Raw genomic sequence first — 22,161 nt, 5'->3', positions numbered from 1 at the left:
ATACCTCAGACTCGCTCGATGATGGTGGCGACGCCCATGCCGCCGCCGATGCACAGGGTGATCAACGCGTATCGACCGCCGCGGCGCTCGAGCTCGTCGAGCACGGTGCCGGTGATCATCGCTCCGGTTGCTCCCAACGGGTGGCCCATGGCGATGGCACCACCGTTGACGTTGAGCTTCTCGTTCGGGATGTTCAGATCCTTCTGGAAACGCAGCACGACGGAAGCGAATGCCTCGTTGAGCTCGAAGAGATCGATGTCGTCGACGGTCAGGCCCGCGGTCGCGAGAACCTTCTTCGACGCCGGGGTGGGCCCGGTCAGCATGATGGTCGTATCGGCACCACTGGTGGCCGTCGCGACGATGCGCGCCCTCGGCACCATGTTGAGGTCCTTACCGGCCTGCTCGCTGCCGACGAGGACGAGTGCTGCGCCGTCGACGATGCCGGAGCTGTTGCCGCCGGTGTGCACGTGATCGATCTTCTCGACCCAGTGGTACTTCTGCAGCGCGACGTCGTCGAACCCGCCCATGGCGGCGATGCCGGTGAAGGCCGGGTTCAGCTTGCCGAGCGATTCGACGGTGCTGCCCGGACGCATGTGCTCGTCCTGATCGAGGATGAGGAGGCCGTTCTGATCCGTCACCGGAACGACGGACTTGGCGAAGTAGCCACCGGACCACGCCGCTGCGGCGCGCTCCTGGGACTGCACGGCATAGGCGTCGACGTCTTCGCGGCTGAACCCCTCGATCGTCGCGATGAGATCGGCACCGATGCCCTGCGGGGCGAAGTAGGTGTCGTAGTTGGTGACGGGGTCCATTGCCCACGCGCCGCCGTCACTGCCCATCGGCACGCGCGACATCGACTCGACGCCACCGGCGACGACGAGCTCGTCCCAACCCGAGCGCACCTTCTGCGCAGCCAGGTTGACGGCTTCGAGACCGGACGCGCAGAAGCGGTTGAGCTGGAATCCGCCGACGGTGTCGGGCATCTTCGCTGCGAGCACTGCCGTGCGCGCGATATCGGCACCCTGATCTCCGACAGGTGAGACCACTCCGAGGATGAGATCGGAGATCCGGTTCTCGTCCATGTCGGGGAAACGTCGACGAAGCTCGTCGATCAGGCCGGTCACCAGGGAAATCGGCTTCACCGAGTGCAGGGAGCCGTTCTTTCCCTTGCCTCGGGGAGTCCTGATGGCTTCATAAATGAATGCCTCTGTAGTCACAGCGCGCAGTTCCTTCCAGATACTCGATCTTCTCGCGGTCGCCGTCGCGGCCGGCCGCATCGGTGCGAGGCCATGACAGACCTCAGCTCATGCCACAGTAGGGCCGCGGGTGGATCCGATATAAGGACCGAAACGAGCGTCCTCCATGACCGATCCGACTGTTGAGGTTTGAACGACGTCGGCTCGGGACACCCCGATAGATCAGATCTACCGAACGCGGAAGAAGACCTCCATGGAAACCGACGACGAACTGACCGTGGGCGCTCGCGTCAAAGTACGCATTCACTCCACCGGCACCGACGACGAGGCCGGTCAGGACGCCTACGAAACCGGAGCCATCGTCGAGGACTTCGGTGTTCAGACACCCGACACCACCTCACGGGACTGGGCGGTGGCACGGCGTTGGGCCGTGGCACTCGACAGTGGCCGCTTGGTGTTCGCCGACAACGAGGATCTCACCGTCGGCTGACACGCCCGTCGATCAGATCTCTTTGAGCGGTACCGCTCCCAGCTCGCTGACCAACAGCTCCATCGCGACGGTTTCCGGGTCGCGGCGCACCGTCGGATCGGCAGGCTCGGCCGCGGCCTTAAGCAGCTCTTCCTCGTCCTCCGGGGTCTCCGGTGGCGGTGGGCCTATCGGCTCGGGCTCGTCGGGGTAGTCCGGCGCTTCCGGCATCGGAATGTCGTCCGCCCCGATGCCAGCCGAGGATCCGTCGCCCGCTGATCCGAACCCGTCCGACGTGGGACGGGGAGCCCCTGCCTGGCTCGGCCTCGAGAACTTCGGCAGCGACGCGGGTTTCGCTGCCGGTTCATCTTTTTTTGCTGATGACTGTTCCGGTGGTGCCGCGGCACCGACCAGACACACCACCGACCATTCGACACCGAAGACGTCACGCAGAGCGTCGCGAATGACGTCGGCGTTGCGGGGTTCCTCCAGCCGCTTGGCCAACGGTGCCGAGTCGTGGCCGAGCGTGATGGTGCCGTTCTCGACGGTGCGCACCGAGGCACCGGAGAGCATCACCTCGACGGTCCGGCTGCGGTCTCGTACCTTCGTGCGCACCTCGGACCACACCGCGCGAACCGCAGCTGCATCGGGCTCGCTCGACGCGGCTGCAGGGGCCGCCACGGGTTCCGGTTCCGACTCGAACACGGGATCCGGTTCGGGACCGTAATCGTCCTCGGGCTCCGGCGGAAAATCCTCGTGCGGCACCGAGGCGGCGGGAACCGAGTCCTGTTGTGCAGAAACAGGTTCCGGAGTCGGCTCGGGTGCCGGTTCAGGTTCTGGGGTCGGCTCGGGTGTCGGGACGGGCTCGGGTTCCGGGACCGGAGTCGGCTCAGGCTCCGGGGTCGGAGTCGGCTCGGGTTCCGGGGCCGGTTCGGGTGTCGGGGCCGGCTCGGGTGTTGGAGCGGGCGCCGGTTCGGGTGTTGGAGCGGGCGCCGGTTCGGGTGTTGGAGCGGGCGCCGGTTCGGGTGCCGGAATAGAGGCAGCGGGTGCGGGCGCTACGGGAGCTGGCGCCGGTGCGGGCACCACGGGAGCGGGCGCTGCCGGCTCTGCGGCCGGCGGGCGCTGCGACGGTCGCTGGAACTTGCTCACCGGTGCCGGACCCGAGGGTGCGGGTTCCTCGGTGGGTTGCAGCTGCGGTCGCGTCGGATCCGCGGCTGCCTGCGCGACGGCTGCTTGCTCCCCCGCCGGAAGGGTGACGTCCAAGCGACGTTCGACGCGTTCGAGTCGTTGCAGCACCGCGGACTCCGCATCGGAGGCCGAGGGCAGCAGCATGCGGGCGCACATCACTTCGAGCAGTAGACGCGGGGCCGTGGCACCGCGCATCTCGCCGAGTCCGGAGTGCACGATCTCGGCGTAGCGAGTCAGCGTCGCCGAACCCAACAGATCGGCCTCGTCACGCAGTCGCTCGAGTACGTCGCCCGGCACGTCGACCAGACCGCGTTCTCCGGCGTCGGGCACGGCCTTCATCAGGATCAGGTCTCGCATGCGATCGAGGAGGTCGATGGCGAAGCGACGCGGGTCGTGGCCCGCGTCCATCACCTTGTCGACGGTGCCGAACAGTGCGCCGCCGTCGCCGGCGGCCAATGCGTCGACGGCCTCGTCGATCAGTGCGACGTCGGTGACGCCGAGGAGTGACAGTGCCCGCGGGTACGTGACGCCCTCGGGCCCGGCTCCGGCCAGGAGCTGATCCATGACGCTGAGCGAGTCACGGGGCGAACCGCCGCCTGCGCGGATGACCAACGGGTAGACCGCATCCTCGACCGGGACCTGTTCCTGGCCACAGATCTTCTCCAGCAGAACGCGCATCGTCGACGGCGCGAGCAGCCGGAACGGGTAGTGGTGGGTACGCGAGCGGATGGTGGGGAGCACCTTCTCGGGCTCGGTGGTCGCGAAGATGAAGACCAGGTGCTCGGGTGGTTCTTCGACGACCTTGAGCAGCGCGTTGAAGCCTGCCGGGGTCACCATGTGTGCCTCGTCGATGATGAAGATGACGTAGCGCGATTCGGCCGGGGCGTACACGGCCTTGTCTCGCAGATCACGGGCATCGTCGACGCCACCGTGGCTGGCCGCGTCCATCTCGACGACGTCGAAGTTGCCCGGTCCGCCCGGCGCGAGGGCGACGCAGGAGTTGCACACGCCGCAGGGCGTCGATGTCGGACCTTCGGCGCAGTTCAGCGATCGGGCGAGGATGCGCGCCGAGGAGGTCTTTCCGCAGCCGCGCGGCCCGGAGAAGAGGTAGGCGTGGTTGATTCTGTTGCTGTCCAACGCCACGCTGATCGGCTCGGTGACGTGCTCCTGACCGACGACCTCGGCGAACGTCGCAGGACGGTACTTCCGGTAGAGGGCCACGCCCGAAAGGGTACCGGCGACCACGGACACAGTTGCATCGCCGGTCATTGTGGGCCGGTGGACACCGCTCTGATGTTCATGATGGCGAAGCTCTCGCGGCCGCCGGTCGATTCCGAGAGCGCATACAGCCAGTGGCCGTCCTGCAGCGCATCCGAGATCGCGTGCCGCACGATGGCTCCCCTCGAGTTCTGGTAGTCGATGGAGACGGGTGTGCCGCGCGCTGCGGCGTCGGTCAGCAGATCCAGCTCACGGGGCAGCAGCCGGCTGTGGGAATCCAGTGCAGACCGCACTCGTGCCTCATCGACGGTTCCGCTGCCACCGGCCAGCAGGAGCCGCGCGAGTTCGCGTGGTTCGCGTCGATGCCGTGCCGGGTGGACGGCACGATGCGTCGGCCGGTTGTCTCCCGCGCGGACCCGAGGTGCGCTGTCGAGTTGGAGTTGCCCGGTGTCGGAGTGCCGCACCGGGGAGTATCCGTTTCTGCGGAGCACGGCGATGGTGTCGATCGGCGTGGCCGAACTGACGAGCACGGTGGGCGCGAGGCGCTGGAACTGCAGCACGGCCAGGGACTCGTCGGTCTCGATGTTCGTCAGCAGGACGACGTCCTTGGAAACGATGGCGCAGGGAATCCTGCGTACGGCCAGTGCGCCGTAGGTGCGCCAGCAGTCCCGGATCGTGTAGCTCAGAGCCTGCGGCAGGTCGGTGTCGGCCATCGCGGTCAAGGCATCGATCAACTCCTCGCCGGTGCCGCCGGTGTCGAAGAAACCCCGGATGGTCGCCGGGGTGAACCGCCAGACCGATGCGACGTCCCTCGACTCGGGCTGTGCGGCCGCGCCGAGTATCGACGCCACTTCGGTGCTCGGTGGCCCGGTCACCACCGCCGTGGAATCGGGCAGCAGCCGAACGGAGAACGGAACCCACTCGGCCATGTCCTGCAACTGTGCGGCCAGAGCCGCACGGATTTCGTGAGGGTCACCGTCTCGACCCGCAGGGAACTCGGTGAGCGTGCGGCACAGATCGGTCGGCGCACCGTCGGCCAGTATCCCGAGTCGACCGGCCTCCCGCCACAGCGCGTGCACGTGACCGGGCCCGGCGCTCGTCGAGACGACCGGGATGTGCCAGTCCAGGTACCGGTCGAAGTCCTCCGAATCGTGCAGAACCGTCACCGGTGAGTCGGCGTCCTCGTATCGGAGCAGAGCTGTCAGCGCCGTCGCGCGCAGGTCCGCTGCCGCGGGGTCGTCGAGCATCTTCTTGAGCACCGGAACCGTCTTCTGCGACGCACGGGGCACTCGGTGAGTGGGAGTGAAAGGCGAACTCCACCACGCGGTCACCAGCGTGGCCGCCTGTTCGGTTCGGGTGCTCGTCGACCACGTCTCGTAGGCCGCAGTCAACGCGACGCCGGTCTTTCCGCGTTCGGCCAGCAGCCCGGCTTCGCGTGCCAGCATCAGCATCAACGCGGTGTCGTGTTCGTCGGCGAATCCCAGCCTGCTCGTCAGAGACCGGAGCTCCTTGGCACTGATGCCACCGGTCTTCATCGTCGTCAGGCCGTCGGCGTCGACGGCTGTCAGCAACGCCTGCGTGTGTTCGCAGAACTGCAGCAGCGCGATGGAACGAGTGCGCCGCACGTCGTCGTGCGAGAGCACGCGAGTGTCGAAGGTCGGCGGCGCGAGTTCGATGGGCAGACGCCACCCGACCCCTCGCAGGGCGATGCTCACCTCCAGCGGCATCTCGACACGGTGCCCGTCGAGTCGATACAACAATCCACGCTCGAAGGCAGGGGTCCCCGCGCTCGATGGAATGTCGAAGATCAGTGACACCGGCTTGCCATCGACGAAGCGAGACAACATCGCTCGCATCTCCTCCGACCCGCCGTCGAACAGCGCCCTGATGCGTTCGGGCGTCATCGCAGTTGCAACGGAGTCGGCGCGCGCCCCTCGCTCGAGCGTCGGGTCGATACCGAGGATCGACAGCACAGCCAGCCGGTCCTGCTCGACGGCGCAGTGCAGGAACAGCTTTCGCTGCCTGCGTGCAAGTCCGAACGGATGCGAGAACACCCCGGACAGATCGATGGCCGAATACTCGACGGTGCCTGCGCCGGGTGAGGAGTGCGGCCAGATCAACCCGTAGGCCGTCAGTGTGGCGAGAGCGGCATCGATGTGCGGTGTCTCGTTGATCGGGCCCTCACTGGCCCAGTGCCCAATCTCGGCGCGGCTCAGATCGCCCATGAGCGCGAACAATTCGAGGAGAGCGAGCGCGCCACTGTCGAGTCGACGCGGCAGCATCGACACCCGAGACGGTGCACCGAGCAACTGCGCGAGCAAGCCGAACGAGCGCGGTGGCGGGTCGGTGGCCACGTCCGGCCGACGGTGCAGCAGATCGGTCAGTGCGTCCTCGTCGAGAGACGCCAGCCAGCCCTCGTAGGTCCCGATACTCTCGGTCATCTCGCCCCCCGGTGAAAGTTCTGGTCACTGTATCGACGGGCACCGACAGACTTACTTGTTCTTGGCTGCGGCTTTCGCTGCCTTCTTGAACTCGCGAACCTCGAGCAGCGATTTCTCGTCCACCACGTCGGCGATGGATCGACGCGCACCGTCGTCGCCGTACGCTCCGGCGGCCTTGCGCCACCCGTCGGGCGTGACGCCCATCTGCTTGCCGAGCAGTGCGAGAAAAATGCGGGCCTTCTGATCGCCGTAGCCGGGGAGCGCTTTGAGACGCTTGAGCACTTCGGCACCGTCGGGATCGTCGCGGGTCCAGATCTCCTGCGGCTTCCCGTCGTAGTTCTCGACCAGGAACGCCGCGAGCCCCTGGATGCGCTTGGCCATCGAACCGGGGAACCGATGGACGGCCGGGGTCTGCGCGCACAGGGCCGCGAATTCCTCCGGATCGGCGTCGGCGACGGTGTCGACTTTCAGGTCACCGAGACGGTCCACGAGCTTCTTCGGTCCTGCGAACGCCGATTCCATCGGTACCTGCTGATCGAGCAGCATGCCGATCAACAATGCGAAGGGATCCTCGGCGAGCAGTGCATCGGCCTCAGGATCGCCTGCGAGGTGGAGTGTGCGAGACATGGCATCGATCCTGCCACGCCGGCGGGCCGAGGCGTCAGGTGATCGACACCAGTTGAGTGATGTCGTCGAAGGGCAGCGGGCCGTCGACGACGGCACCGACGACGGCGCTGTTGAGGATGATCGATCCGCCGTGGTTGTCGAGGAAGGCGGTGTCGGCTGCGTCGCGTCCGGTGGCGATGCGCACCAGGGTCGATCGCGGTGCGAGGCACGTCGCGTCCACCACTCGCCACTGTCCTTCGACGAATGCTTCGGCGACAGCGTGGAAGTCCATCGGATCGCAGCCCGGTGCGTACACCGCGACCAGGCGAGCGGGGACGTTGACTGCGCGCAGCAGTGCCACCACGAGGTGGGTGTAGTCGCGGCACACTCCGGCACCGGCGAGGAGGGTGTCGACCGCGCCGTCGATGGGGTCGCTGCTGCCCGGTACGTAGCTCAGCCGCGCTCCGACCCAGGACGAGACCTCGGCGAGCAGCTTCTCCGACGGCGGGTAGGAACCGAATTCCGTTGCCGCGAAGCCGAAGAACTTGTCTGCCTCGGAGTATCGGCTGGGCCGCAGGTACAGCGAGAGGTCGTAATCGGAGACCGGAGCAGGCTCGGTGTTGCCGTAGATCGTTGCCGAGTACGACGCCTCGAGCTTGCCGACTCCGGCGTGGATCTTGTGGATGCGGGTGCCGTGAGCACCGCTGATCTCCTGCGCTTCGATCGGCTGACCGTCGAGTGTGAACGAGAGTGCTTCCCACACATCGGTTCCTGGATGCGGAGCGATTGCGATCTGGAACTCGAGGGTGCTGGCCTCGGTCACGTCGACATCGAGGTACGCAGAGACGTCACGTTTCATCGTGCCGATCCTGCCATCTTCGGGCCGTTCGCGCAGACTATGACTCGTCGGTGAGGCGATCGCCGGTCACCAGGAAGATGACTCGTTTGGCGACCTCGACGGTGTGGTCGGAGTATCGCTCGTAGAAGCGCCCGAGCAGCGTGATGTCCACTGCGGCCGGGACGCCGTGCGGCCAGTCGGGTGCGGAGGTCAGCATGAACAGGCTGCGGTGCAGCGCGTCCATTTCCTGATCCTGGATTCGCAGGTCGGCGGCGAGTTCGGCGTCTCGGGTTTCCAGGACGCGCTGCGTTGCCTCGGCCTGCGCGACGGCAACTCGACCCATCTGCTCGAACACACCCTCGACCTCGGGCGGCAGTACGTGCGCGGGATGGCGACGACGGACCAGTTCTGCGACGTGGACGGCGAGGCCGCCCATCCGCTGCAGATCGGCGACGATGTTGATTCCGGAGACGACGCGTCGTAGATCGTGGGCAACGGGTGCCTGCAGGGCCAGGAAGCCGAAGGCTCCGTGTTCCCAGTCGGCCGCGAGTGCGTCGATCTCCTCGCGATATTCGATGGTCTGCTCGGCCAGCACGATATCGGCGGTCAGCAGCGCACTGGTGGCGTCGACCATCGCCTTTTCGGCAATTCTCGACATTTCGGACAGGTTCGACGCCAGTGAGTCCAGCGCCTCCGTGTAACTGTCCCGCATGTACCACTCACCCCTACCGAATCGGCCCTCGACGCGGGGCCTGTAGGCCTGTACCCCCAATCGCATCCTTCTACACCGAGTCGCTGCTGTGGGAGCCTTTGTCGCATGAACATTGTGAGGTCGGTCATGCTGTTCGCGGTGGCAGCCGTGTTCGAGATCGGTGGGGCATGGCTGGTGTGGCAGGGAATCCGCGAGCATCGCGGGTGGCTCTGGGCGGGAGCGGGCGTGATCGCCCTCGGCGCCTACGGCTTCGTCGCCACCCTCCAGCCCGACGCGAACTTCGGTCGCATCCTCGCCGCGTACGGCGGAGTGTTCGTCGCTGGATCTCTGGTGTGGGCGATGGTGCTCGACGGCTTTCGACCCGACCGGTGGGACATCACCGGAGCGTCGATCGCACTGATCGGTGTCGCGGTGATCATGTACGGCCCGCGCTGATTCGCGCGGGCCGTACTTCGACAGATCAGCAGTTGGACGGCGCGGGCACTCCGTAGAACCGGTCCTTGATCCAGTTCTGCGCCTCGCCGAGTCCGAGGAGGTCCGGAATCAGGTGTCCTGCACCGGAACCCGGCACGATGGCCGGAACCTGCGCGGCGCTCAGCTGCACGGTGGCACCCTTGCCGCACCAGTCACCGGCCAGTCCGACGGCCTGTCCGTGGGGAACGATGTCGTCGGACGTACCGGACTGAATCAGCACCGGCGCATTCGGCGTCCGCTCGCCGATCTTGTTCTTGGCCAGGATCTCCTGAGCGACGGGCAGCCTGTCCAGCACCACCGACAACGGCTCACCGGTCTTGGTGTACTCGTTGGTGCGGTGCAGCCCGACGTTCAGAATCGTTTCTCCGACACACTGATTCGCGACCAGATTCAGCATGGCCTTGCCTGCGTCGTTGATGTTCTCGTCGATGATGGGCCGCAGGCCGGGGTCGGAGTTGAGCAGACCGTTGAGGGTGTACCCGATGACGCCGGTCAGAATGGTGCCGTCGACCTGCTCGAGGGTCGCCTTCAGATCAGCGGGAGGTGCGCCTGCGTAGGTGCCGACGAGGTTCATCTCGGGTGCGTACTCATCGGCGAGTTCCGCTGCGGCAGCGGCTGCGCCACCACCCTGGGAGTAGCCGTACGCGGCCACCGGGCCGTCAGCGGAGATCTTCGTGCCCTGCAGGTTCTGCGCTGCGCGGGCCGCGTCGAGCACAGCGTGAGCTTCCGAGGCGCGGTTGACGTAGGTGTGCGCACCCGGTGTACCGAGACCCTCGTAATCGGTGATGACCACGCCGTAGCCCTGCGAGAGCAGGGAGTACGCCGCGAGCACCTCGTACTCGACCATGAAGCCGAGCGGCGGGGTGTAGGTGATGACGTTGTTGAGCATCTTCGACGGCGCACACTGATCGCCCTGACCCTGGGTTCCCGGGGCGAGGACGACGAGCGGACGTGGGCCGGGCCCGGCCCACTCCGCGGCAGGATCGATGTAGGTTCCCGTGACGGCATTGGCTGCGTCGTTGGAATCGGTGCTGCGGTACATGATTCGCGTTGCCGCGCCGGGCAGCGGACCGCCGATTCCGGGAACCGACAGAGCGAGATTCGACGGCTCCGACCGAATCACGTCACCAGGCGAGCCTGCGGGCAGCGGACTCGGTGGAACGTAGAAATCGGATTCGACGGTCGAACCCGTGGACGGAGCAGCCGACACAGCCGGTGCCGTCACCCCGATGAACACTGCCGCCACTGCGACGGCCGAACCGAACACGCGCTTGTACCGCACCCTGGAAACCCCCAACGTCGATCACTTGTCTTCAAGTGAGCGCTACCCCGTGTAGCACTTATCGTGACGCACCTTACGTGATGCACCACACAACGCATAGGGGCTGGTTCGGGCTCCTCACGATCAGCGACGTCGGCGATGCATTGCCGTCTTGGCCGCGTCGACCTCGTCGCTGGTGAACGGACGCCCGGGCAGAGTCGATCGGGGGACGCCGTCACCCCGCAAGCCGTCGAGCAACACGGTGAAGTAGCGACGCCAGTTGGCGGCGTCGACGGCGCTGGAGAATTCGACGCACGAGCCGATCATGCCGAGCACGGGATAGAAGTCGTTGACCGCCACGTCCGGCCGTAGCTGCCCGGAGGCCAGTGCTCGATCGACGATCTTCTCGAAGAACGGATCGATGCGCGAGCGAACCTGAGCAATACCGCGGCAGCCCTCGTCGGACCCGAGGACGACGTCACCGAGACCGCGGTCCGCCGACATTCCCTCACACACATCGGTCAGGAACTGCACCAGCCCCTCCCATGGATCCTGGGCCTCGAGCGCGCGCTGTGCGGTGGCGAGCATGTCTTCGAGACGCTGCTCGAACACGCCGTCGATCAGCTCTTCTTTGCACGAAAAGCGTCGATAGACGGTGCCGACGCCCACCTTGGCGTGCGCTGCGACGTCGTCGAGCGTGATGTCGATGCCGTGCGAGGCGAACAGCTCACGGGCCGCGTCGACGATGCGTCGTCGATTGCGCTCGGCATCTGCCCGTAGCGGCTTCGATGCCGCTGTGTCCGCTCTCACACTCATTCGATGTCCGTTTCACCCGATAAGCGGAGGACATTCCTCCACTTAGCTGCTACCTTAGCTCTACAACCGGAGGGTACACCTCCGCATAGTCGAACCGAGGACACTATGACCACCCTTTCATCGGAGAACGTGGGCGACGCCACGTCGACCACCTCGCCGGTCGACGAACGTTCGCATCGGAATCGTTGGCTGATTCTCGCGACGCTCGGACTGGCTCAGCTCATGGTCGTGCTCGACGCGACCATCGTGAACATCGCACTCCCTGCCGCCCAGCTCGACCTGGGCTTCGACAACGCCGACCGCTCCTGGGTCGTCACCTCGTACGCACTCGCGTTCGGCAGCCTGCTGCTGCTCGGTGGACGACTGAGCGACCTCTTCGGACGACGCAACACCTTCCTCATCGGGCTCGTCGGCTTCGCGCTGATGTCGGCAGTGGGCGGCGCGGCCGTCAACTTCGGCATGCTGGTCGCGGCTCGCGCCGGTCAGGGTCTCTTCGGCGCTCTGCTCGCCCCCGCGGCCCTGTCCCTGTTGGCCACCACCTTCACCGACACCAAGGAACGCGCCAAGGCATTCGGCATCTTCGGTGCCATCGCCGGCGGCGGCGGCGCTCTCGGCCTGCTGCTCGGCGGCATGCTCACCGAATGGGCCAACTGGCGCTGGAGCCTGTACGTCAACCTGATCTTCGCCGCGCTCGCATTCGTCGGCGGGTTCCTGTTCCTGGCCAAGCACAAGGTCGATGTCCGGCCCAAGCTCGACATCCCCGGCACCCTCGCCGTCTCGGCCGCACTGTTCTCCATCGTCTACGGCTTCGCTCACGCCGAGTCCGACGGCTGGGGCAACTCGGTCACCCTCGGATTCCTGGCCGCAGGTGTGGTGCTGCTCGCGGTGTTCGTGACCATCCAGATGCGCGTCGAGCATCCGTTGCTGCCGCTGCGGATCGTCCTGAACCGGACTCGCGCAGGGTCGTTCCTCGCCGTATTCGTCACCGGCGCAGGCATGTTCGCAGTGTTCCTGTTCCTGACCTACTACCTGCAGAACACGCTGAAGTACACACCCATCACCACCGGGTTCGCGTTCATGCCGATGATCGCGTCGCTCATCCTCACCGCGACACTGTCGACCGCGCTGGTTCTCCCCCGCTTCGGACCCCGCATCCTGATGACGACCGGCCTGGTCGTGGCGTCCATCGGCATGGCACTGCTGACGCAGATCGACGTCGACAGCAGCTACGTCACGCACATCCTGCCCGGCCTGGTCATCATGGGCCTCGGCCTCGGTGCCACCATGGCCCCGGCCATGCAGGGCGCGATCTCGGGCGTCGATCCGGACGACTCCGGCGTCGCATCGGCGACGGTGAACACGATGCAGCAGGTCGGTGGTTCGATCGGCACCGCGCTGCTGAGTACCGTGGCCGCCAATGCGGCGACCAGCTACGTCAGCTCGAACATGGCGACGGCAACCGATGCGGCCTTGCTGCAGGCCAACGCGGAGATCGCCAGCTACACCACCACGTTCTGGTGGGCGTCGGGAATCTTCCTGCTCGGCGCGGTGCTCTCGGCCACGCTTCTGAAGAACGGACCGTTGCCTTCGGCTCCCGAAGGTGCGGTAGTCGTCGGACACTGAGCGGCTTCGCCGCATGTGAGCGGAACCTCGTAGCCTGCTGCGAGGTTCCGCTCACGTGCGTCAGCCTTCGAGCAACTTTTCGGTCGCGGCCAGCAATACGCAGGTCGCGACGCCGTCCATCGACTTCTCCAGCTCACCGAGCGAGGGGAAGCTCGGGGCGAGGCGAATGTTCTTGTCTTCCGGATCTTTTCCGTACGGGAAGGCCGAACCGGCGGCCGTCAGAGCAATTCCGGCGTCCTTGGCCAGCGCGATCGACCGCGCAGCCGTGCCCTCGAGCACGTCGAGGCTGATGAAGTAACCGCCCTTGGGTTCGGTCCACGACGCGATCTTCGACGCACCGAGCCGGTCCTCGAGAATCTGCTGCACCAGAGCGAACTTGGGAGCCAGGATCTCTCGATGCTTGGCCATGTGGGCCCGCACACCTTCGGCATCACCGAAGAAACGCAGGTGCCGCAGCTGGTTCAGCTTGTCCGGGCCGATGCTCTTCTTGCCGAGGTGCTTCTGATACCAGGCGAGGTTCTCCTCGGAGCTGCCGAAGAAGCTGACGCCCGCACCGGCGAACGTGACCTTCGACGTCGAGGCGAACACGAACGCACGATTGGGGAAACCGGCCTCGGCGGCCATGCCGAGGACGTCGTACGACGGCGCGAATTCCTCGGTCAGCGGATGCACCGCGTAGGCGTTGTCCCAGAACAGACGGAAATCGGGTGCAGCAGTGGGCATGGTGGCCAGCGCGCGAACCACGTCCTCCGAGTACACGGCACCGGTGGGGTTCGAGTAGTTCGGGACCACCCACATGCCCTTGATCTGCGGATCCGACGCCACCAGGTTGGCGATCTCGTGCACGTCCGGGCCGTCGGGTCCCACGGGAACGGGGATCATCTCGATGCCGAAGCTCTCGGTGATCGCGAAGTGCCGGTCGTATCCGGGGGACGGGCACAGGAAGCGCACGTTCGGCTCGGCCGACCAGGCTCGCGGCGAGTCGGGCAAACCGTGCAGCAGCGCCCAGACCACGAGGTCCTGCATGATTTCGAGGCTGGCGTTGTTGCCGGCCAGCAGATTCTTCACCGGGATGCCGAGGAGTTCACCGAAGATGGCCCGCAGTTCCGGCAGGCCGGCAAGGCCGCCGTAGTTGCGGCAATCGGTGCCGTTGCCGTCCTTGAAATCCGCGCCCGGGAGCGTCAGCAGGTCGGCTGCGAGATCGAGCTGCTCGGGTGACGGCTTGCCACGGGTGAGGTCGAGTGCGAGTTTCTCGGTCTTGAGCTGCGTGTACTTCGCGCTCTGCCGCTCGTGCTCGGAGGCAAGCTCCTCATGGTTCATCAGACCCAACTGGGTTTGCGCTGACATGCGGAGCGGCCTCTCGGTGACTGGTTCCCCGGACAGTGTTGATGTCACTGAAATAAAGGGGACCCCGCGCACCCGGCAGAGCCCATTGACCCTTGCTGCCTTCCGGCCCTGGGGGAGTTCACAGGATGCGCGCCGCGCGGGATCCGTTAGGAAGTGTAGCCGCCTCCCGTCGGGCAACGCATCACCACCCTTCGCGCCTCCCGATTTGGGAGATGGTGGGGGTAACCGGGTAAGCTCCCCCACGGAGGATTCGCCTAGTGGCCTATGGCGCTCGCCTGGAACGCGGGTTGGGTTAACGCCCTCAGGGGTTCAAATCCCCTATCCTCCGCCAGAGAAGCCCCCGTGACATGTCACGGGGGCTTCTTGCTGTTCGAGGGTGTTGTCATTCGCCTGCCCGCGTCAACCGGGCCGCGCGCCCACCCCGTTCGCGTCTACCCCGTTCGCGTCAATGGACCATTGCACCGGTCAGACGTATGCAGTGGTCCATTGACGCCGAGCGGGCGGCACCGAACCTAGCGAGCCGACCAACCACCGTCCATGGTGTACGACGCGCCGGTGACCATGCCCGCGTTCTCGGAGGTCAACCACCCCACCAGTGAGGCGACTTCGTCCGGTTCGACGAGTCGCTTGATGGCCGCCTCGGTCAGCAGGACTTTCTCGAGTACCTCGTTCTCGGGGATGTCGTGTGCCTTGGCCTGGTCGGCGATCTGTTTTTCCACCAGCGGCGTTCGGACGTATCCCGGGTTGACGCAGTTGCTCGTCACTCCGTGGGCTGCGCCTTCGAGGGCCGTCACTTTCGACAGTCCTTCGAGTGCGTGCTTGGCGGTGACGTAGGCGACCTTGAATTCCGAGGCCCGCAGTCCGTGCACCGACGACAGGTTGATCACTCGACCGAAGCCGCGAGAGTACATGTGCGGCAACGCAGCTCGAACGAGCAGGAACGGAGCCTCGACCATCAGCGTCTGGATTCTGCGGAATGCGCCGGGGTCGAAGTCGACGATCGGTGCGACGGTCTGGATGCCCGCATTGTTGACCAGGATGTCGACGTCCAAGCGGAGGTCGTCCAGCGCGGCGGTGTCGAGCAGATCCACCGACCAGACGTCACCGCCGATCTCCGACGCCAATTCCTTTGCCGCAACGTCGTTCACATCGGCGACGGTGACGTGCGCACCCCGGCCGGCCAGCTCGCGAGCGCAGGCGGCCCCGATGCCGGACGCTCCCCCGGTGACGAGGGCGGAGCGTCCGTTCAGGTCGGTCACTTGAGACCGGCCTTCGCCAGCTCGGCCTCGGTGGCCAGGTTCTTGGCGTCGGCGATGTCGATGCTCTCGAGCGCCAGTCCCTTGGTCTCCCGAGCGACGACGACCGCCACGACGGTGATGGCGCAGGCCACGGCGAGGTACACCGCGATCGGGACGGACGAGCCGTAGACGTCGAGCAGCTTCACGGCGATGATCGGGGCCAGCGAGCCGGCGACGATCGAGGTGACCTGGTAGCCGAGGGACACACCGGAGTACCGCATCCGCGTCGGGAACATCTCGGCCATGATGGCCGGCTGTGTGGCGTACATGAAGGCGTGGAACATCAGGCCGATGATGATGGCCAGCATGATGACGACGTTGTGGCCGCTGTTCATCATCGGGAAGGCGAAGAAGCCCCACGTGGCCGCGGTGACGGCACCGGCGAAGTAGACCGGGCGACGACCGACGCGGTCGGCGAGCTTGCCCACCAACGGAATCGTGCAGAAGTGGATCGCGTGGGCGATCAGCATCCACCACAGGATCGTGGAGGTATCGGTACCCACCTCGACCGAGAGGTACGTGATCGAGAAGGTGACGACGAGGTAGTACATGACGTTCTCACCGAAGCGCAGTCCCATCGCGGTGAAGACGCCACGCGGGTAACGCTTGACGACCTCGAAGACGCCGTACGACGCTGCCTTGATGACCTCGGCCTGCTTGTGGGCCTCGAGGAAGATCGGGGCGTCGGAGACCTTGGTGCGGATGTAGTAGCCGACGAAGACGATGACGGCGGAGAGCCAGAACGCGACGCGCCAGCCCCAGCTGAGGAAGGCCTCGTCGGACAGGGTGGTGGTCAGAACGAGCAGCGCGACGGTGGCGAGCAGGTTGCCTGCGGGGACGCCTGCCTGCGGCCAGCTGGCCCAGAATCCGCGAGACTTGTTGGGGCTGTGTTCTGCGACGAGGAGAACCGCACCGCCCCATTCGCCGCCGACGGCGAAGCCCTGGATGAATCGCAGCGTCACCAGCAGGGCCGGGGCCCAGTAGCCGATCGCCTCGAAGGTCGGTAGGCAGCCCATGAGGAACGTGGCTCCGCCGACGAGGACGAGGCTGAACTGCAGCAACTTCTTTCGGCCGTACTTGTCGCCGTAGTGGCCGAAGACGATGCCGCCCAACGGCCTGGCGACGAAGCCGACGGCGTAGGTGACGAAGGCCGCGAGGATCGCGTCGAGCTCACTGGTTCCGGCAGCGAAGAAGATCTTGCTGAACACCAGTGTTGCGGCGGTGCCGTAGAGGAAGAACTCGTACCACTCGACGATGGTGCCTGCCATCGATGCTCCGACGACCTTCTTCAGGCCTGTGGGGGTGGCATCGGGATCCGGTTCGGGTCGTTCTGTCAGCGGCTGATCGACGCTCATGTTTTCTCCTGTGTTACTCAGCACGTCAGGTTCATGCATGTGATGGACCACACAACTGCGGGTTGCTCTGAGTATTGGTGCAGATGTTTGTGGGCGCAAGAGCCATGAACGCAGGTCGGATCTGCAAAACTGCACACATGACGCTCGGTGGCACGAAGATCCCCAGTGCAGACGACCTGCTGGTGCTGCTCGCTGTCAGTCGAACCGGTCGCTACAGCTCCGCGGCCGACGACCTGGGGATCAACCACACGACCATTTCCCGACGCATCGCTGCACTCGAGGACACGCTCGGCGGCCGCGTCCTGACCCGAGGTGCCGGCGGCTGGGAACTGACACAGCTGGGCCGCGGCGCGCTTGCCGCTGCCGAGGCCGTCGAGGATGCGCTGCGGACCCTCGTCTCGACCGACGCAGGTGCGTTGGAGGGCGTCGTACGTATTTCTGCGACCGATGGATTCAGCGCATACATCGCTGCTCCGGCCGCGGCGCGGGTACAGCGTGCTCATCCGCGGGTGTCCATGGAAATCGTGGCGGTCACCCGGCGGGCGTCGCAGCAACGATCTGGCCTGGACATCGAGATCGTCGTCGGCCAACCGCAGGTACATCGCGCCGAGGCCATCCGACTCGGGGACTATCTACTCGGCCTCTATGCATCCGAGGCCTATCTGGAGGACCACGGAACGCCGCAGGTGCCGGCCGACCTCTCCGCACACCCGTTCATCTATTTCATCGATTCCATGTTGCACGTCGACGATCTGGATCTGGCCCCCAACTTCACCCCGACGATGCGCGAATCGGTCACCTCCACCAACGTCTTCGTCCACGTCGAGGCCACTCGCGCCTCGGCGGGCATCGGACTGCTGCCGTGCTTCATGGCCGACCGCCACCCCGACCTACGACGAATCCTGCCCGACGCCATCGCGGTCAAACTGACCTACTGGCTCGTCACCCGCACCGAAACCCTGCGACGTCCGGAGGTCTCAGCAGTGGTCGACGCGATCCGCGCGGTCGTCACCGAGCAGCGCTCGGCTCTGCTGGGAGAGAGCTGACTAAAAGGCCGCGTCATATTTGTGTCATGACTGAATTCCCAGGCGTAAAGGATCCGTAAGGATCGTCTTCAGGCCAATTTCGACGGCGTAAACATATCGGTGACCGGAGGGCCATAAGCCCTCCGACCAGCGCTGATGAAGCGCTGGACCGCCAGCGCTGAAGATGCGTTGGACCGCACTATGTCGAAGAGGCTCGAACGTTCATGGCTGATTTGGGTTATCTCCTCGTCACGGCCGCGGGATTCGGTGTGTGTGCACTGATCCTGCGGGCGTTGGCGACCACTGCCACTACGAAGGCGAAGGCGAAATGACGCTCGACGGAACCATCAACGTCGTACTCGTGGTGATCGCCGCCGCAGTGGTCATCTATCTGTTCGTCGCTCTGCTCGACCCGGAGAGGTTCTGAGAACATGACTGCAGCTCTGGCAGCATCGCTCCAGATCCTCGTGGTCGTCGTCGTTCTGGCGATCGCGTACGTGCCCCTCGGCGACTACATGGCGAAAGTCTTTGCCACCGAACATGATGTCGATACAGACGCAGGAAGCCTCGGTGCCGCGGGGAGTACAGCCACCCTGCAGCGCACCCGCGGCGGCACGACCGTGTGGGCAGATCTTCGTATCGAAAAGCTGATCTACCGCCTCTGCCGGATCGACCCACGGTCCCAGCAGACCTGGGTCGGATACGCACTCTCGCTACTCGGCTTCTCCGCTGCGAGCGTCCTCTTTCTCTATGTGCTGCAACGAATTCAGGGTGTACTTCCACTGAACGGAGGACTGTCGGGAGTGAGCCCGTCGGTCGCGTTCAACACCGCGATCTCCTTCGTCTCCAACACCAACTGGCAGTCGTACACACCCGAGACGACGATGTCGAACCTGACGCAGCCCCTGGGCTTGGCGGTGCAGAACTTCGTTTCTGCCGCAGTCGGCCTCGCTGTCGCCATCGCCGTCATCCGAGGCTTCGTGCGCGTGCGGACCGGCGGCGAGATCGGAAACTTCTGGGTCGATCTCGTTCGAGGAATCCTACGCATCCTTCTACCTCTGTCGTTCGTCATCGCGCTGATCCTGCTGACACAAGGCGTAATTCAGTCCTTCAGCACAGGTTTCGCCTCGACGGGACTCGACGGGTCGTCGGTCTCCAATGCATTGGCTCCCGTCGCGTCACAGGAAGCGATCAAGGAACTGGGCACCAACGGTGGCGGGATCCTCGGTGCGAACTCCGCGCACCCGTTCGAGAACCCGACCCCGTTGTCCAACGTCGTCGAGATCATCTCGATCCTGCTCATCCCGGTGGCACTGACCCGCACCTTCGGCACGATGGTCGGCGACCGTCGTCAAGGTCTGACCCTGCTGGCGGTCATGGCGGCCCTGTTCGCAGCTCTCCTCACCGTCACTGCTGTTGCAGAGTCCGGTGCGCGCGGCGTCGCAGCGCAGGCCGCAGGTTCGATGATGGAGGGCAAGGAAGTTCGATTCGGCATTCCCGGATCCACCCTTTTCGCCGTCGCAACGACGGGAACCTCCACCGGCGCAGTCAATTCCGCGCACGACAGCATGTCTCCGCTCGGCGGAGGAGCCGTCCTGCTCAACATGCTCTTCGGCGAGATCGCCCCGGGTGGTGTCGGAACCGGTCTGTACGGACTGCTCGTGCTGGCGATCATCGCGGTGTTCGTGGGTGGACTTCTCGTCGGCCGTACGCCCGAGTATCTCGGCAAGAAGATCGGGCAGCGCCAGATCACTCTCGCCGCACTGTCGGTACTGGTGATGCCCGCATTGGTTCTGATCGGCACCTCGATCACCGTGATCCTGTCCTCCACCACCGGCTTCCAGGGCAATTCGGGTGACCCGGGCACGCCGGGATCGATCCACGGATTCACCGAGGTCCTCTACGCCTACGCCTCCGCCTCGAACAACAACGGCAGCGCGTTCGGCGGGTTGACCGTCACCAGCGACTGGTTCCAGACCTCCCTGGGCATCGCGATGCTGCTCGGACGCTTCCTGCCGATCATCTTCGTGCTGGCACTGGCCGGTTCCCTCGCCACGTCCAAACGCACCGCTCCGAACCCGGGCACTCTTCCCACGACCGGACCGCTGTTCACCGGACTGGTACTCGGAACCGCCGTTCTTGTTGCGGCACTGACCTTCTTCCCGGCCCTGGCTTTGGGCCCGATCGCAGAGGCACTGCAATGACCGTCACCTCATCCAGGCTCATCGACGACGAGTCCGACGTCGACGACTCCCCCACCCCGGTTCGATCCGGTTACTTCAGCCCCCGGCAGATGTGGACGTCTCTGCCGTCCGCGTTCGCCAAACTCGACCCTCGGCATCTCGCCCGCAACCCGGTCATGTTCGTCGTACTCATCGGCTCCCTCGTCACCACCGTGCTCGCGGTCCTCGATCCTTCCGTTTTCTCCTGGCTCGTAGCGGCGTGGCTGTGGTTCACGCTGTTGTTCGCCAACCTTGCCGAGTCCGTGGCCGAGGGCCGAGGCAAGGCCCAGGCCGCGAGCCTGCGTGCCGTCAAGCGAGACACGGTCGCGCGCCGTCGGACATCGAACGGGACCATCGAAGAGGTTCCCGGCACCGAATTGAAGGTCGGTGACGAGGTCGTCGTCTCGGCCGGCGAGATCATTCCGGGAGACGGCGATGTCATCGAAGGCATTGCGAGCGTTGACGAGTCGGCCATCACCGGCGAATCTGCGCCGGTCGTCCGCGAATCGGGCGGTGACCGTTCCGCAGTGACCGGCGGCACCGGAGTGCTCTCCGACGAGATCGTCGTACGGATCACCGCGGCCCAGGGCCAGACTTTCGTCGACCGGATGATTGCCCTCGTCGAGGGTGCATCGCGCCAGAAGACCCCGAACGAGATCGCGCTGAACATCCTGTTGGCTTCGCTGACGATCATCTTCATGCTGGCCGTCGTCGCCATCGGACCGATGGGCGCGTACGGCGGCGAGCAGCAAGACCCGATCAAGCTGATCGCACTGCTGGTATGTCTGATTCCGACGACCATCGGAGCGTTGTTGTCCGCCATCGGAATTGCCGGTATGGACCGACTGGTTCAGCGCAACGTCCTGGCGATGTCCGGCCGCGCCGTCGAGGCAGCGGGCGACATCGACACGCTCTTGATGGACAAGACCGGCACGATCACCTTCGGTAACCGTCGCGCCACCGGGCTTCATCCCGCACCCGGCACGACGGCAGGCGAACTCGCCGCAGCAGCACGGTTGTCCTCACTCGCCGACGGCACACCCGAGGGTCGCAGCATCGTCGATCTGTGCGGACTGGAATACTCGTTGCCGCTGCACGCCACGGACACCGAGAAGACCGGCGAGTTCGTCGCCTTCACCGCCCAAACCCGCATGAGCGGAATCGATCTCGACGGCACCCAGGTCCGTAAGGGGGCTTCCGATTCGGTACTGGCATGGGTGCGCAGCAACGGCGGTCCCTCGATCGCCGTCGAGATAGACGACATCTCGAACAGCATCGCCGAGATGGGCGGGACACCCCTGGTGGTCGCCACTTCACCCCAGGGCGGTCCTGCCCGCGCACTGGGTGTCATCGAACTCTCCGATGTCGTCAAGCCCCACATCGCGGAGCGATTCGCTCAGTTGCGGGCCATGGGCATCAGGACCGTCATGGTCACGGGTGACAATCCGCGGACCGCGAAAGCCATTGCAGCCGAGGCAGGTGTCGACGACTTCCTCGCCGAGGCCACACCCGAGGACAAGCTCGCATTGATTCGCAAGGAGCAGGAAGGCGGCCGGCTGGTCGCCATGACGGGCGACGGCACCAACGACGCCCCCGCTCTGGCGCAGGCCGATGTCGGCGTTGCGATGAACACCGGAACGTCGGCAGCAAAAGAGGCCGGCAACATGGTGGATCTCGATTCCGATCCGACCAAGTTGATCGAGGTCGTCGAGATCGGTAAGCAGTTGCTGATCACCCGCGGAGCATTGACGACGTTCTCCCTCGCCAACGACCTCGCGAAGTACTTCGCGATTCTGCCGGCGATGTTCAGCGTCGTCTACCCACAACTCGACGGCCTCAACATCATGCGGCTAGCCACCCCCGAATCGGCGATCCTGTCCGCGGTCATCTTCAACGCTCTGGTGATCATCGGGCTGATTCCGCTGGCACTCAAGGGTGTTCGCTACGTCCCGTCGAGCGCTTCGACACTGCTGCGCCGCAATCTGCTGCTCTACGGAGTGGGCGGCGTCATCACCCCGTTCATCGGGATCTGGCTCATCGACCTCGTCGTTCGTTTCATCCCAGGGATAGGCTGA

General features: G+C 65.3%; 18 protein-coding genes, 1 tRNA gene and 1 other RNA gene. 8 read left to right on the top strand and 12 right to left on the bottom strand.

The window, feature by feature from the left end:
* Positions 1 to 5: 5 nt before the first annotated feature.
* The gene (locus CH295_RS12050; RefSeq protein WP_094635701.1) at positions 6 to 1,217 is read right to left on the bottom strand and encodes an acetyl-CoA C-acetyltransferase; all 1,212 of its coding nucleotides are present in this window, start codon (positions 1,215 to 1,217) and stop codon (positions 6 to 8) included.
* 232 nt (positions 1,218 to 1,449) lie between these two features.
* Here CH295_RS12050 and CH295_RS12045 point away from each other — a divergent pair, with 232 nt between their 5' ends.
* Positions 1,450 to 1,686: a hypothetical protein gene (locus tag CH295_RS12045; protein WP_037187758.1), complete on the top strand. Its 237-nt coding sequence runs from the start codon at positions 1,450 to 1,452 to the stop codon at positions 1,684 to 1,686.
* Positions 1,687 to 1,698: 12 nt separating this feature from the next.
* On the opposite strand, the gene CH295_RS12040 is transcribed toward CH295_RS12045, so the two are convergent.
* Genes CH295_RS12040 through phoU form a run of 5 tightly spaced genes read right to left on the bottom strand, consistent with a single transcriptional unit; the run spans position 1,699 to position 8,665 of the window.
* Positions 1,699 to 4,071 (bottom strand): DNA polymerase III subunit gamma and tau, encoded by a 2,373-nt coding sequence (locus tag CH295_RS12040; RefSeq protein ID WP_094740991.1) that lies wholly within the window; start codon positions 4,069 to 4,071, stop codon positions 1,699 to 1,701.
* Between the two features lie 44 nt (positions 4,072 to 4,115).
* Positions 4,116 to 6,509 carry a helicase-associated domain-containing protein gene (locus CH295_RS12035; RefSeq protein ID WP_094740824.1) on the bottom strand — a complete coding sequence of 798 codons (2,394 nt, stop codon included), beginning with the start codon at positions 6,507 to 6,509 and terminating at the stop codon, positions 4,116 to 4,118.
* Between the two features lie 51 nt (positions 6,510 to 6,560).
* Positions 6,561 to 7,136 (bottom strand): HhH-GPD-type base excision DNA repair protein, encoded by a 576-nt coding sequence (locus CH295_RS12030; RefSeq protein ID WP_094740823.1) that lies wholly within the window; start codon positions 7,134 to 7,136, stop codon positions 6,561 to 6,563.
* A 34-nt stretch (positions 7,137 to 7,170) separates the two neighbouring features.
* Positions 7,171 to 7,974: a transglutaminase-like domain-containing protein gene (locus CH295_RS12025; RefSeq protein WP_052047332.1), complete on the bottom strand. Its 804-nt coding sequence runs from the start codon at positions 7,972 to 7,974 to the stop codon at positions 7,171 to 7,173.
* Between the two features lie 37 nt (positions 7,975 to 8,011).
* The gene (phoU, locus tag CH295_RS12020; protein ID WP_037187751.1) at positions 8,012 to 8,665 is read right to left on the bottom strand and encodes a phosphate signaling complex protein PhoU; all 654 of its coding nucleotides are present in this window, start codon (positions 8,663 to 8,665) and stop codon (positions 8,012 to 8,014) included.
* Positions 8,666 to 8,770: 105 nt separating this feature from the next.
* Between phoU and CH295_RS12015 the strand changes: the two genes are divergently transcribed.
* Positions 8,771 to 9,100, top strand: a complete 330-nt coding sequence (locus tag CH295_RS12015; protein WP_037187749.1) for a YnfA family protein — start codon at positions 8,771 to 8,773, stop codon at positions 9,098 to 9,100.
* Between the two features lie 25 nt (positions 9,101 to 9,125).
* On the opposite strand, the gene CH295_RS12010 is transcribed toward CH295_RS12015, so the two are convergent.
* Positions 9,126 to 10,421: a lipase family protein gene (locus CH295_RS12010; RefSeq protein WP_094740822.1), complete on the bottom strand. Its 1,296-nt coding sequence runs from the start codon at positions 10,419 to 10,421 to the stop codon at positions 9,126 to 9,128.
* Between the two features lie 123 nt (positions 10,422 to 10,544).
* Positions 10,545 to 11,216 (bottom strand): TetR/AcrR family transcriptional regulator, encoded by a 672-nt coding sequence (locus tag CH295_RS12005; RefSeq protein ID WP_094740821.1) that lies wholly within the window; start codon positions 11,214 to 11,216, stop codon positions 10,545 to 10,547.
* 105 nt (positions 11,217 to 11,321) lie between these two features.
* Here CH295_RS12005 and CH295_RS12000 point away from each other — a divergent pair, with 105 nt between their 5' ends.
* Positions 11,322 to 12,839 (top strand): DHA2 family efflux MFS transporter permease subunit, encoded by a 1,518-nt coding sequence (locus CH295_RS12000; protein ID WP_170945875.1) that lies wholly within the window; start codon positions 11,322 to 11,324, stop codon positions 12,837 to 12,839.
* Between the two features lie 60 nt (positions 12,840 to 12,899).
* Here CH295_RS12000 and CH295_RS11995 read toward each other — a convergent pair whose 3' ends face one another.
* A complete protein-coding gene (locus tag CH295_RS11995) occupies positions 12,900 to 14,186 on the bottom strand; it encodes an aspartate aminotransferase type Ic (RefSeq protein WP_094740820.1) in 1,287 nt (428 codons plus the stop codon).
* A gap of 53 nt (positions 14,187 to 14,239) precedes the next feature.
* An RNA gene (gene ffs, locus CH295_RS11990) (signal recognition particle sRNA small type) lies at positions 14,240 to 14,334 on the bottom strand.
* 95 nt (positions 14,335 to 14,429) lie between these two features.
* On the opposite strand from ffs, the gene CH295_RS11985 reads away from it, so the two are divergent.
* A tRNA-Ser gene (locus CH295_RS11985) sits at positions 14,430 to 14,517 on the top strand.
* 181 nt (positions 14,518 to 14,698) lie between these two features.
* Here the strand turns inward: CH295_RS11985 and CH295_RS11980 are convergent.
* Both CH295_RS11980 and CH295_RS11975 read right to left on the bottom strand, forming a co-directional pair.
* Positions 14,699 to 15,445: a 3-hydroxybutyrate dehydrogenase gene (locus CH295_RS11980; protein ID WP_094740819.1), complete on the bottom strand. Its 747-nt coding sequence runs from the start codon at positions 15,443 to 15,445 to the stop codon at positions 14,699 to 14,701.
* Positions 15,442 to 16,839: an MFS transporter gene (locus CH295_RS11975; RefSeq protein WP_037187735.1), complete on the bottom strand. Its 1,398-nt coding sequence runs from the start codon at positions 16,837 to 16,839 to the stop codon at positions 15,442 to 15,444. Before CH295_RS11975 ends, CH295_RS11980 begins: the two co-directional genes overlap by 4 nt.
* Positions 16,840 to 16,976: 137 nt before the next feature.
* Here CH295_RS11975 and CH295_RS11970 point away from each other — a divergent pair, with 137 nt between their 5' ends.
* From CH295_RS11970 to kdpB, 4 genes are all read left to right on the top strand, one after another.
* Complete coding sequence (locus CH295_RS11970) at positions 16,977 to 17,885, top strand: LysR family transcriptional regulator (RefSeq protein WP_094740818.1); 909 nt, start codon at positions 16,977 to 16,979, stop codon at positions 17,883 to 17,885.
* A 307-nt stretch (positions 17,886 to 18,192) separates the two neighbouring features.
* Positions 18,193 to 18,291 (top strand): K(+)-transporting ATPase subunit F, encoded by a 99-nt coding sequence (gene kdpF / locus CH295_RS11965; RefSeq protein WP_080734555.1) that lies wholly within the window; start codon positions 18,193 to 18,195, stop codon positions 18,289 to 18,291.
* Positions 18,292 to 18,295: 4 nt separating this feature from the next.
* Positions 18,296 to 20,068 carry a potassium-transporting ATPase subunit KdpA gene (gene kdpA, locus CH295_RS11960; protein WP_094740817.1) on the top strand — a complete coding sequence of 591 codons (1,773 nt, stop codon included), beginning with the start codon at positions 18,296 to 18,298 and terminating at the stop codon, positions 20,066 to 20,068.
* On the top strand, positions 20,065 to 22,161 hold the full coding sequence (gene kdpB, locus CH295_RS11955; protein WP_094740816.1) for a potassium-transporting ATPase subunit KdpB: 2,097 nt from the start codon (positions 20,065 to 20,067) through the stop codon (positions 22,159 to 22,161). The genes kdpA and kdpB overlap by 4 nt, the downstream gene beginning before the upstream one ends.

It is taken from the genome of Rhodococcus sp. 14-2483-1-2 (genome assembly GCF_002259405.1).
Lineage (GTDB): Bacteria > Actinomycetota > Actinomycetes > Mycobacteriales > Mycobacteriaceae > Rhodococcoides.
The sequence above is the reverse complement of the archived record's forward strand: the minus strand, read 5'-3'. Positions and strand labels throughout refer to the sequence as shown.

Coding starts and splice junctions, on each gene's coding strand:
- CH295_RS12045 (WP_037187758.1), top strand. CDS start 1,450: ATGGAAACCGACGACGAACTGACCGTGGGCGCTCGCGTCAAAGTACGC.
- CH295_RS12035 (WP_094740824.1), bottom strand. CDS start 6,509: ATGACCGAGAGTATCGGGACCTACGAGGGCTGGCTGGCGTCTCTCGAC.
- CH295_RS12030 (WP_094740823.1), bottom strand. CDS start 7,136: ATGTCTCGCACACTCCACCTCGCAGGCGATCCTGAGGCCGATGCACTG.
- CH295_RS12025 (WP_052047332.1), bottom strand. CDS start 7,974: ATGAAACGTGACGTCTCTGCGTACCTCGATGTCGACGTGACCGAGGCC.
- phoU (WP_037187751.1), bottom strand. CDS start 8,665: ATGCGGGACAGTTACACGGAGGCGCTGGACTCACTGGCGTCGAACCTG.
- CH295_RS12015 (WP_037187749.1), top strand. CDS start 8,771: ATGAACATTGTGAGGTCGGTCATGCTGTTCGCGGTGGCAGCCGTGTTC.
- CH295_RS12005 (WP_094740821.1), bottom strand. CDS start 11,216: ATGAGTGTGAGAGCGGACACAGCGGCATCGAAGCCGCTACGGGCAGAT.
- CH295_RS12000 (WP_170945875.1), top strand. CDS start 11,322: ATGACCACCCTTTCATCGGAGAACGTGGGCGACGCCACGTCGACCACC.
- CH295_RS11995 (WP_094740820.1), bottom strand. CDS start 14,186: ATGTCAGCGCAAACCCAGTTGGGTCTGATGAACCATGAGGAGCTTGCC.
- CH295_RS11975 (WP_037187735.1), bottom strand. CDS start 16,839: ATGAGCGTCGATCAGCCGCTGACAGAACGACCCGAACCGGATCCCGAT.
- CH295_RS11970 (WP_094740818.1), top strand. CDS start 16,977: ATGACGCTCGGTGGCACGAAGATCCCCAGTGCAGACGACCTGCTGGTG.
- kdpF (WP_080734555.1), top strand. CDS start 18,193: ATGACGCTCGACGGAACCATCAACGTCGTACTCGTGGTGATCGCCGCC.
- kdpA (WP_094740817.1), top strand. CDS start 18,296: ATGACTGCAGCTCTGGCAGCATCGCTCCAGATCCTCGTGGTCGTCGTC.
- kdpB (WP_094740816.1), top strand. CDS start 20,065: ATGACCGTCACCTCATCCAGGCTCATCGACGACGAGTCCGACGTCGAC.